7 protein-coding genes and 1 pseudogene are annotated in these 10654 nt (G+C 66.9%); 4 read left to right on the top strand and 4 right to left on the bottom strand.

All coding sequences use genetic code 11. The features are described from left to right. Positions 1-24: 24 nt before the first annotated feature. Positions 25-1153 (top strand): peptide chain release factor 2 gene (gene prfB, locus ACOJTB_RS05710; protein ID WP_420101554.1). Its coding sequence is split into 2 segments (ribosomal slippage): positions 25-93 and positions 95-1153, totalling 1128 coding nucleotides; the frame shifts between segments, so codons are not numbered across the junction. Between the two features lie 78 nt (positions 1154-1231). Here the strand turns inward: prfB and ACOJTB_RS05705 are convergent. Next, the gene (locus ACOJTB_RS05705; protein WP_420101553.1) at positions 1232-2551 is read right to left on the bottom strand and encodes a peptidoglycan DD-metalloendopeptidase family protein; all 1320 of its coding nucleotides are present in this window, start codon (positions 2549-2551) and stop codon (positions 1232-1234) included. 115 nt (positions 2552-2666) lie between these two features. Then, positions 2667-3131 carry a thioredoxin-dependent thiol peroxidase gene (bcp, locus tag ACOJTB_RS05700; RefSeq protein WP_420101552.1) on the bottom strand — a complete coding sequence of 155 codons (465 nt, stop codon included), beginning with the start codon at positions 3129-3131 and terminating at the stop codon, positions 2667-2669. 329 nt (positions 3132-3460) lie between these two features. Here bcp and ACOJTB_RS05695 point away from each other — a divergent pair, with 329 nt between their 5' ends. Beyond that, the gene (locus ACOJTB_RS05695; RefSeq protein WP_420101551.1) at positions 3461-6808 is read left to right on the top strand and encodes a hypothetical protein; all 3348 of its coding nucleotides are present in this window, start codon (positions 3461-3463) and stop codon (positions 6806-6808) included. Positions 6809-6820: 12 nt separating this feature from the next. Here ACOJTB_RS05695 and tyrS read toward each other — a convergent pair whose 3' ends face one another. Next, on the bottom strand, positions 6821-8074 hold the full coding sequence (tyrS, locus tag ACOJTB_RS05690) for a tyrosine--tRNA ligase (RefSeq protein WP_420101550.1): 1254 nt from the start codon (positions 8072-8074) through the stop codon (positions 6821-6823). A gap of 159 nt (positions 8075-8233) precedes the next feature. Then, complete coding sequence (locus tag ACOJTB_RS05685; RefSeq protein WP_420101549.1) at positions 8234-8905, bottom strand: alpha/beta hydrolase; 672 nt, start codon at positions 8903-8905, stop codon at positions 8234-8236. A 292-nt stretch (positions 8906-9197) separates the two neighbouring features. Here ACOJTB_RS05685 and ACOJTB_RS05680 point away from each other — a divergent pair, with 292 nt between their 5' ends. Both ACOJTB_RS05680 and ACOJTB_RS05675 read left to right on the top strand, forming a co-directional pair. Then, positions 9198-10400 carry a cysteine desulfurase family protein gene (locus tag ACOJTB_RS05680; protein ID WP_420101548.1) on the top strand — a complete coding sequence of 401 codons (1203 nt, stop codon included), beginning with the start codon at positions 9198-9200 and terminating at the stop codon, positions 10398-10400. A 59-nt stretch (positions 10401-10459) separates the two neighbouring features. Next, a pseudogene (locus ACOJTB_RS05675) lies at positions 10460-10654 on the top strand (Fe-S cluster assembly protein SufB); the annotation flags it as partial.

Below are 10654 nucleotides of genomic sequence, written 5' to 3'. Positions count from 1 at the left end.
CGCCCCGCAAGGTGGACAGGACCGATGAGACCCGAGATTCAAACGCAGCTCGATAACGCCAAGCAGTCGATCGGACTGCTGAGGAGGCATCTTTGACTGGGATCAGGCCCAGCGACGCCTCGCCGAACTGAACGCCCTCTCCGAGGGCCCCGATTTCTGGAACGATGCCGACGCCGCGCAGAAGCTGATGCGCGAGCGCACCTCTCTGGAAACCCAGATCGAGGGTATCGTCAGGCTCGAACGCGATCTCGACGACGCGCTGACGCTGATCGAACTCGGTGAGATGGAGGGCGACGACGCCACCGTTTCCGAGGGCGAGCAGGCGATCAAGGCCGTGCAGGACGAAGCGGCCCGCCTCCAGGTCGAGACGCTGCTCTCGGGCGAGGCCGACATGCTCGACACCTATGTCGAGATCCATCCCGGCGCCGGCGGCACGGAGAGCCAGGACTGGGCCGAGATGCTCCTGCGCATGTATCGACGCTGGGGTGAGCGCCGCAAGCTCAAGGTCGAGACGCTGGAATATCAGGATGGCGACACAGCCGGCATCAAGTCGGCGACGCTGCAGTTCAAGGGCCACAACGCCTATGGCTGGCTGAAGACCGAATCGGGCGTGCATCGTCTCGTGCGCATCTCGCCCTTCGATTCCAATGCGCGGCGTCAGACCTCCTTCGCCTCGGTGTGGGTCTATCCCGTGGTGGACGACCGCATCCAGATCGACATCAAGGAATCGGATTGCCGCATCGACACCTATCGTGCGCAGGGCGCCGGCGGGCAGCACATCAACACCACCGATTCGGCGGTGCGCATCACCCATATTCCCTCGGGGATCGCGGTGGCCTGCCAGCAGGAGCGCTCGCAGCACAAGAACCGGGCGAAGGCCTGGGACATGCTGCGCGCCCGGCTTTACGAGGTGGAGCTGAAGAAGCGCGAGGACAAGGCCAATGCCGAGCAGGCCGCCAAGACCGATATCGGCTGGGGCCATCAAATCCGCTCCTATGTGCTCCAGCCCTATCAGCTGGTGAAGGATCTGCGGACAGGGGTCAGCTCGACCGCGCCTTCCGACGTGCTCGACGGCGATCTCGACGCCTTCATGGAAGCCTCGCTCGCCCAGCGCGTCTATGGCACGCAGGTCGAGGTCGAGGATATCGACTGAGGACGAGGCAACGCTCGCAGGCCTCGCCCGCGCAGCGAGCCTCGGCGTAGCGCCGAGGCTCGGGCAGGCAAGCGCCGGTCACCCAAAAATCCCGACCAGCTTGGCGCCGGCTTTCAGAAACCGGGTCGGATCGACAGGCTCCTCGTTGATCCGGGTCTCGTAATGCAGATGCGGGCCGGTCGAGCGGCCGGTGGAGCCGACGCGCCCGAGCACAGCGCCGGTCTTCACGATCTGGCCGACCGAAACCGAGATCGCGGACATATGGGCGTAGCGCGTGCTGAGTCCATTGGCGTGCTCGATCTCGACCATGTTGCCGTAGCCGCCATTATATTCCGCGGCCACGACCTTGCCCGGCCCCGTGGCGACGATCTGCGCACCGGTCTCGGCCCGAAAATCGACGCCGGTATGCATCGCCAGGCCCCGGGTGAACGGGTCGGTGCGATAGCCGTAATTCGAAGTGAAGTCGTGGTCCCCGTTCATCGGCCGGGCCACCGGCATCAGCTGGACGATCCCTTTCAGCCGCATCAAGGTCGCGAGCCGGGGCTGGATGTCGTTGAGCGCGGCGCCAAAGGCGCCGGCCGAGGCCTCGAGCTTGACGGGGACGAAGGGGCCGCCCGTGCCGCCCTCCACCGTCGCCGGTGCCGCCATCTTGTCGATGTTGAGCCCGGTCTCCGCCAGCGCGCTTTTGAGCTTCGCCTGAGTATCCAGCAGCTTGCCGTCCATCTCGCGCAGCGCCGCAAGCTGGGCGTCCGAAGTGCGGCTCAGCGCCTCGTCGAGGCGGGTCAGCGTGGCTTCCACGCGCTTGGCGGGCGGTTGCGGCGCCTCGCCCGACTGCCAGCCGGTGCTGCCCGTGGCGTCGGCGGAGCCGGGCCTGATCGGGAGGGGCTGCTGTTCGGGCGCCGGCATCGGCTTGCCCGGGATCAACGGTGCGAAACTGGTCACGCCCGAGGCCCTGATCGGCTCCTCCGGCTTGGCGACGCGCGGGCGCAGCGGCAATTTGGTCGCCGGGGCGATGCCGTTGGTCTGCAGCATGTCGGCGAGCGCGCTGACGAGCGACTGGCGCGATTCGAGCTCCGCCTGGCGCGTCGCCAGTTCATCAACCCGCGATTCGACACCGTCCTGATCGAGCAGCGCCTTGCTGGCGTAACGGTCGATATCGGCCCTGAGCGCGGCGATCCGATCTTCGTAGGCATATTGCCGGGTGGTTTCCCGCGCGATCATGCGGGCCGCGAGATCGTCCTTGCTGAGGATGTACCAACCGGCGGTGCCCGAGCAGGCCGTCATCAGGGCGAGCCAGCCCAGCCCCAGCAGCATCGTCGAACGCCGGATCGTATAGGTTTTGTGGACGACGAGCCCGGCGGTCGGGAGGCTTGGTGCGGAGTTCGGATGAGAATGCATACGCGGGACCGGAATGACGCTGCCGATACCCGCGATCAGACATTATTAGGGTTAATTCTTCGGAAATCGCCGGCGGGTGAGCCCGCTGGCCTCCTGCCGGGGAACTGTCGCGGCCTCAGAGCGCCTGCGCCGCGGCCAGCACCTCCTCGGCATGCCCCTCCACCTTCACCTTGCGCCAGATGCGCGCGATCCGGCCTTCGCCGTCGATCAGGAAGGTCGCCCGCTCGATACCCATATAGGTGCGGCCATACATGCTCTTCTCGACCCAGATCCCATAGGCCTCGGCCAGCGCCTGGCTCTCGTCGGCGAGCAGGGTCAGGGCGAGATCGTGCTTCTGCTTGAAGCGGTCGTGCTTTTTGGCCGGATCGGGCGAGACGCCCACGATCTGGGTCCCGCAGGCGGCGAAATCGCCCCTCAGCCGGTTGAAGGCGATCGCCTCCTGCGTGCAGCCGGGCGTGTCGTCCTTGGGATAGGCGTAGAGCACCAGCTTCTGCCCCTTGAAATCGCCGAGCGAAACCTCGCCGCCACCATCGCGCGGGAGTTTGAACTCGGGCGCCGCGTCACCGTCCTGCAATGCCATCGCTCTGCCTTCCTTTGGTCGTCTTCGCCCGCCATGGAGCCTAGAGCCGCATAGCAGGCCGGGGGCGGCATATTTCGACGGAGAAAGAGGCGGCAAGTCCTAGGAGGGGTTGCCGAATCGCTCCGCCGGATCACATCGACAGTCATGCCGTCACCCAAGGTTGCGGCAAGGTGCGCCGTTGCGTCACCTTGCATACGATCTGGCGGCCCCGGAGGATCACGCGGATTTCGACGCAGCGGCAAGCAGGGGCGGGGACGCCGGATTCGACATCGCCCCTCGCCGAGGAGCAGACATGCGAAGCGCAGGTCGCAAGGCGCGCGCGAGCGGGTTTGGCGACGATCTGCGTCGCCGTCTTGGTCGCGGGCCTCGTTCTGGCCGGCTCCGCCGCCACGCTGCTCGTCACCGGCATCATCCCGCTTTCGGGACTTGAGGGGCGCATTTCGGCCGCCATCGAGGAGCGCATCGGCCATGGCTGGCAGGTCGAGGCCGCCTCGGCCGAACTCGAACGGGTGGATGGCCATTCGCAGCTGCGCGTTCGCCAGGTTTCCTTCCGGCACAGCGGCGGCGCCGCCATCCGCGCGCCGGAGGCCGTCTTGGGCTATGATCCGCTCTCGCTCCTGCGCGGCAGCATCAGGTTGACCTCGGTCGATCTGCGCGGCGTCAATGTCCGCCTCGGCGTCGACAAGGGCGGCGCTCTCGTCGTCAACGCCGATTCGGCGCCGGCCGAGGCTCCTCCGGCGGCCAGCCTGCCCGATACCGCGCAGTGGAACGTCGTCACCGGCATCATGGGCGCGATCTCGACGCTGGCCCGCGGCGACGGGCTGCTCGGCGCGCTCGAAACCGCAGGCATCGCCGGCGCGCGCCTGTCCCTTGTCGATCCGGAAGGGCGCCAGACCGCCGGCCTCGAGGATGTCGAGATCAGGCTCAGCCGTGTCGGCGAGGCCACGACGCGCCTCACCATGAAGGGCCGCACCGGCCCGCGCTGGAAGGACATCGCCATCGACCTCTCGACCGAGGCCGACGGCACCCAGCGCGCCGATGTCGATATCCGGCGCTTCGAGCCGGCGGAGATCATGGCGCTGGCCTTCGGCACTGGCGGCATGCAGCTCGAAGGCCTGCCTCTGCAGGGCAAGGCGACGCTCCGGCAGAACGCCGGCGGCAAGCAGTCCATCACCGCCGCGCTGGATGTGCAGGCGGGCATGTTGCGCTTCCCGGATGGCGGGCCGTCTCCCGTCAAGATCGACGCGGCGCATCTGGAGATCGCGAGTGGCGAGGATCTCTCCCACCTGACCATCACCGGGGCGAAGTTGGCCGCGGGCGCGACGCGCTTCGACGCCACCGGCTCGCTGGCGGAGGAGGGCGGCGCCTGGCGCCTCAAGCTGCAGGCCGGCGGGCAGCTCGCCGGGCTCGATTCCGACCCGCCCGTGCCCGTCACGAAGCTCGATGCCGATCTTAAGCTCGATGTCCCCAACGGGATCGTCTCGGTCGATTCCCTTGCGTTGCGAGGCCCAACGGCGAGCGTTGACATGAATGCCTTCATCCAGAGGGTCGGCGAATCGCCGTTGCAGCGTTTCCATGTCGCGGCCAGGGATTCGGATGCGCGGGCGCTCCTCGCGATCTGGCCCGCTTTCACCTCGCCAGACGCCCATGAAACGCTGCGGCGGCAGCTGGTCGCCGGCCGGATGAAATCCGTCGTGGTCGATCTCGATTTGCCGGCCGAGGATCATGCACGCCTGCTTCATGGCGCCGGCATGCCGGTCGAGGCGCTGACCGTGGCGATCGACGGCGATGCCATCCGCTATCTGCCGGATCCGGGTCTGCCGCCGGTCGTCGATGCCGCCATGACCGGTACGGTGACCGGCCGCAGTGTCCGGCTGGCGATCGCGGGGGGCAAGGCCGAGCTCGGTTCAGGGCGCTCTCTGCAGCTCGGCGAGGGCAGCTTCGCCATCCCGGATTTCTGGATGCATCGCGCCCCGGCCAGCATCGGCTTTCGCGCCACGGGGACGATGGACGCGCTGGCCGCGCTCTTTGCCTTCCCCGCCGTCAAGGATTTCAGCCCCGGCAAGATCGACCCTGCCGCGATCAAGGGCGGCGCGGACCTGAAGGTCGGCATCACCCTGCCGCTGGCACCGGATGTGAAGACCGACGAGATCGTCATCACGGGCGGCGGCACGCTCTCCGGCGTCGCCTCCGACACGCTGCTGGGCACCGAGAAACTGGAGGCGGGCAGCTTCGCCACCAGCTTCGACCGGAACGGCTTCCAGCTTCGCGGCGAGGCGAAGGTCGGCGGCGACAAGGCTCAGATCGACATCAGGCAGAACGCCAAGGGGCAGGGCGAGGCCGTGCTTCAGCTGGTGCTCGACGCCGCCGCGCGCCAACGCCGCGGCTTCGGGCCGGAATCGGGCATTTCGGGCGTGGTGCCGGTGAAGGTCACCAAGGCTTTCGGCAAGTCCGGCGACGCGCCGCCGCATATCGAGATGGATCTGACCAAGGCGGGGCTGGACGCGCCCATTCCGGGCCTCAGCAAAGCGGCCGGAAAGCCCGGCAAGATCGTCTTCACCTATGTGATGTCCAGCGATGGGCCCGATCTCGAGGATTTCGTGCTCGACACGGGCACGGCGTCGATGAAGGGCCGCATCGAGCTGGACAGGAAGAACGGGCTGGAAAGCGCCAGCTTTTCACAGTTCAGGCTTTCGCCCGGCGACAATGTGAAGGTCGAGATCAAACGCGACGGCAATCTGAGCAAGCTCACCATTCGCGGCGCGGTGGCCGATATCCGCCCCTTCATCAAGGATCTTCAGAATCCGGCGCAGCCGCCGGCTTCGGCAAGGGGCGTGCCGGCGCAACGCAGCGCCGGCGGCGATATCGATGTCGATCTGGATGTGCCGATCCTCACCGGCTTCAACAGCGAGGCGATCACCAACGGCACGATGAAGCTGTCCCGGCGCGGCGGCGATATCCGCTCGCTCGCCTTTCAGGGCCGTATCGGCCGCGCCGATGTGTCCGCGCGCCAGGCCCGTCCGAACGACAAGCTCGTGGTGCAGTCGGAGAATGGCGGTTCGCTCCTGCGCTTTCTCGATCTCTACAATCGCGCCTATGGCGGCGATCTCGTGCTGAGCATGGGCAGCGGTGACAGCCAGAGCGGGGAACTGCTCTTCCGCAATTTCGTCGTGCGCAATGAGCCGGCGCTGAAACGGGTGGTCGCCTCGCAGCCCGCGGCCACGACGGGTGACGGCAGCGCCGCCGGCGCAGGGCCGCGCATCGACGTAGCGGATGTCGAGTTCACCAAGCTGCGGGCGGAGTTCACCCGCTCGGCCAGCCGGCTCGATGTCTCCGACATGGTGATCTGGGGCCAGCAGGTCGGCTTCACCCTGCAGGGCCATGTCGATTATGGCCGCGACAGGGTCGATATCGGCGGCACCTTCGTGCCCGGCTACGCCTTCAACAACGCTTTCGCGCAGGTTCCGGTGGTCGGCGCATTGCTCGGCGGCGGCAGCCAGTATGGCGGGCTCTTCGCGGTCAACTTCCGCATTTCGGGCGCGGCGAGCGCGCCGACCATGACGATCAACCCGCTCTCCGCGCTCGCGCCCGGCATCCTGCGCCGCTTCGTCGATCCGCTGGGAGGCGCCCCGGCCCAGAAGCCCATCCAGCCGCCCCCGCCCGCGACCCGGCCGTGAGCACCGGCCGGATTATTCCGGCCGGATCAGGACGTGCTTTTTCTTGCCGAAGGAAAGCTTCACCACCCCATCGGCGGAAAGCTCGGCGAGGCTCAGCATCGCGCGCTCGTCGGTGACGGCAGCGTCGTTCACGCGAAGGCCGCCCGCCTTGACCTGACGGCGTGCCTCCCCGGTCGACGGCACGAGACCCGCCTTCACGAAGGCGCTGAGGACGCCGAGCCCGGCTTCCAACTCCGCGCGCGGCACCGTGACGCTCGGCAGGTCGGCTGCCGTCTCGCCTTCTTCGAAGGTCTTGCGCGCGGTCTCCGCTGCGGCGTCGGCCGCCTCGCGCCCATGCACGATCGCGGTGATCTCGGTGGCCAGCACCTTCTTGGCCTCGTTGATCTCCGAGCCGCCGAGCGCGGCAAGCCTTTTGATCTCGTCCAGCGGCAGGCGCGTGAACACCTTCAGGAACCGGCCGACATCGGCGTCCTCGGTGTTGCGGAAATACTGCCAGAAATCATAGGGGCTGAAGGCGTCGGCATTGAGCCAGACCGCGCCATTCGCCGTCTTGCCCATCTTGGCGCCAGAGGCGGTCGTCAGCAGCGGCGTCGTCACGCAATAGAGCTGCGGGCCGCCCATACGGTGCGAGAGGTCGACGCCGTTGATGATGTTGCCCCACTGGTCCGAGCCGCCCATCTGCAAACGGCAGCCATGGCGCCGGTTGAGCTCGACGAAATCGTAGCCCTGCATAATCATGTAGTTGAATTCGAGGAAGGAGAGGGACTGCTCGCGGTCGAGCCTCAGCTTCACCGAATCGAAGGAGAGCATGCGGTTGACCGAGAAATGCCGGCCGACCTCGCGCAGGAATTCGACATAGTTGAGCTTCAGCAGCCAATCGGCATTGTTGGCCATGACCGCGTCGGTCGGCCCCTCGCCATAGCGTAGGATGCGGCCGAAGACGCGCTTGATGCTCTCGATATTGGTGGCGATTTCCTCGACGGTGAGCAGCTTGCGCTGGTCGTCGCGGAAGGAGGGATCGCCCACCATCGAGGTGCCGCCGCCCATCAGCGTGACCGGCTTATGCCCTGTCTCCTGAAACCAGTAGAGCATGGTCAGGCTGATCAAGTTGCCGATATGGATCGAGGTCGCCGTCGCGTCGTAGCCCACATAAGCCGATTGCGTGCCCTGCCGGCAAAGCGCATCCAGCCCCTCCGCGTCGGAGATCTGGTGAATGAGGCCGCGCTCGTCGAGCACGCGCAGGAAGTCGGATTTGTAGCTTGTCATGGCAAGGGCTCGATCGGTTTTGCCTCGGGAGGCGTTGGCCGTCTCGTCATGGTCGGGCTTGTCCCGACCATCTACGTCTTCGCTGGCCAAATGCGCTCAAGACGCGGATGCCCGCCACAAAGGCGAGCATGACGGCGGAGGCTGGTTCTTGCGGGCGACTCAGACGCTTTCCTGCTCGCTCTTGATGATCTCCGGCCCGACCATGCGGTCGAGATAGACGCCGACCTGCTCCATCAGCACATCGACCTTGCCGTCGAAGAAGTGGTTGGCGCCCTCGACGACCGTGTGCTCGATCTGGATGCCCTTCTGGGTCTTCACCTTCTCGATCACCGCCATCACCTCCTTGACCGGCGCGACGCGGTCTTCCGAACCATGGACGAACAGGCCGGAGGAGGGGCAGGGCGCCAGGAAGGAGAAGTCGTAGCGGTTGGCCATCGCCGCGATCGACAGGAAGCCTTCGATCTCTGGCCGACGCATGAGGAGCTGCATGCCGATCCAGGCGCCGAAGGAGACGCCGGTGATCCAGCAGCTCTTGGCTTCCGGGTTCAGCGCCTGCATCCAGTCCAGCGCTGCGGCGGCGTCCGAAAGCTCGCCCGCGCCATGGTCGAAATGGCCCTGGCTGCGGCCGACGCCACGGAAGTTGAAACGAAGCGCCGAGAAGCCCCGGTTCACGAAGGTGTAGAACAGGTTATAGACGATCTGGTTGTTCATCGTCCCGCCGAATTGCGGGTGCGGATGCAGGATGATCGCGAGCGGCGCACCCCGCTTTTTCGCGGGCTGGTAGCGCCCCTCGATCCGGCCCGCCGGCCCGTTGAAGATCACCTCTGGCATCGTCTCACCGCTTCTTGGGCCGTGCCGCGCGAGCGAAGCCGGAACCCGGACACCGTTGTCCGAAAACCCGGCCAGCCTTGACGGCATCGCCTTCCGCGCCCTAAATGGAGAGCGCTTAGAATAATTCTAACGGCCGTGAACAAGTCGAGAACAAGAGCGGGATTGCCCTTGCGGGCATGCTTCTGTTCCGACCGGGCCGGTTCGGATTTGCGGCTATAGCACGGCGCAGTGGTGCGATTTCAAGCATTTCGTCGCGGCAGGCCGTGGCGAGGATGACGGAGCGGACAGGACGGTGACGGCGGCTCGCGCCTATCTCGACCATAATGCCACCACCCCGGTGCGTCCCGAGGTGGTGGAAGCCGTCACGCGCGCGCTGCTACTCCCCGGAAATCCGTCCTCGGTCCATGGCGAAGGCAGGGCGGCGCGGGGCGCGATCGAGCGCGCGCGCGAGCAGGTGGCGGCTCTGGTCGGCGCCAGACCCGCCCATGTCGTCTTCACCAGCGGCGGCACCGAGGCGAACGCGGCCGTCCTGTCGCCGGGGCTGATGGATTGCGATGGCGGGCGCGATTGCGTGCGTGTGCCGGCTTCGCTGCTTCTGTTCAGCGCCACGGAACATGCCTGCGTGCGCCAGGGCCACCGCTTTCCGGCGGCTGCGGCCGAGCCCGTTCCCGTCGATGGAAACGGCGTCGTCGATCTTGCCTGGCTGGATGCGCGGCTGGCCCGTTTCGCCTCGGATCATCCCGGTGCCCGGGCGCTGGTCTCGATCCATCTCGCCAATAACGAAACCGGCGTCGTCCAGCCCGTCGGCGCTGCGGCAGAGATCGTGCATCGCCATGGCGGGCTGCTGCACAGTGACGCGGTTCAGGCCGCCGGCAAGATCGCGATCGATATCGCCGCGCTCGGTGCCGATGTGCTGACGCTCTCGGCCCATAAGCTCGGCGGCCCCAAGGGCGTGGGCGCCATCGTCTTCCGCACCGGCGCGCTCGAACTGGCCGACAAGCTCCTGCGCGGGGGCGGGCAGGAGCGCGGCTGGCGTGCCGGCACCGAGAACCTGCCCGGCATCGTCGGGTTCGGCGCCGCCGCGGCGATCGCCAAGGATGCGCTGGCGGGGGAGGCCGCACGCCTTTCTGGCCTGCGGGATCGGCTGGAGCGCGGCCTTGTCGCGCTCTGCCGCAAGGCCGTGATCTTCGGCGCCGGTGCGCCCCGCCTGCCCAACACCAGCGCCTTCGCCACGCCCGGCCTCAAGGCCGAGACGGCGCTCATCCGGCTCGATCTGGCTGGCGTCGCCCTGTCGTCCGGTTCGGCCTGCTCATCGGGCAAGGTGAAGCGTTCGCATGTGCTCGATGCGATGAAAATCGACCCCGCCATGAGCGAAGGGGCCTTGCGGGCTTCGCTCGGATGGACCACCTGCGAGGCGGACATCGATCTGTTTCTTGCGGCCTATGCGAAGCTCGTGGCCGCGCAACCCGATCGGAGCGCCAAGGCTGCCGCCTGACGCGCCCGCAACACGAAGACGAAAACCGGCGGGCCTTGAACCCGCACTGGAGACGGAACATGGCAGCGGTCCAGGAGACCATCGATCAGGTCAAGTCGATCGACGTGACCGAGTACAAATACGGCTTCGTCACGGAGCTGGAGGTCGAGAAGCCCGCCAGGGGCCTGACCGAGGACACGGTCCGCTACATCTCGGCCCGCAAGAACGAGCCGGAATGGATGCTCGAATGGCGGCTCGACGCCTTCCGGCGCTGG

Source organism: Allobosea sp., assembly GCF_048595345.1.
Classification (GTDB): Bacteria; Pseudomonadota; Alphaproteobacteria; order Rhizobiales; family Beijerinckiaceae; genus Allobosea.
This window is presented reverse-complemented; position numbering and strand designations above follow the sequence as displayed.